At 20.0% G+C, this 556-nt stretch carries 1 protein-coding gene; it reads left to right on the forward strand.

The features are described from left to right. The coding region (locus ACYVEA_RS34780) for a proton-conducting transporter transmembrane domain-containing protein (protein WP_461117934.1) at nucleotides 1–379 on the forward strand (379 nt) is incomplete at its 5' end. Nucleotides 380–556 lie beyond the last annotated feature (177 nt).

The raw sequence follows: 556 nt of genomic DNA on the forward strand, positions 1-556 counted from the left end.
TATATTTTATTTAATACAATATAGTATTTCTAATGTTAACGCATTTGTTATATTGGTGGCTATAGGTTATAGTTTATATAGTTATAATGATAGTAATATAAATAATAAACAAATAGTTGATAAAAATAATTCACCTATACAAATGATAACTCAATTAAAAGGATATTTCCATATAAATAGTATATTAGCTTTAAGTTTTGCTATTACTTTATTTTCATTTGCAGGTATTCCTCCTTTAATGGGATTCTTTGCAAAACAGATGGTATTTTCTTCTGCTTTACAGGAAGGGTTTATTTTTTTAACTTTAATTGGTGTATTAACTAGTGTTATTAGTGCTGTCTATTATTTATATATAGTAAAAACTATGTTTTTTGATTGACATTCTTATACATATTTAAATAAATTAAATAATTTAAGAATACCTGTTGTTTTAACTAATAAAAATAAAAAAATAAAAGAAATTTATTTAAAATCAGATTTTACTTTATCTAGTTCTTTTAGCTTAACTATTTCAATTTTAACTTTAATAATATTATTATTTATTTTCATGCCTAAT

It is taken from the genome of Spirosoma jeollabukense (assembly GCF_054777855.1).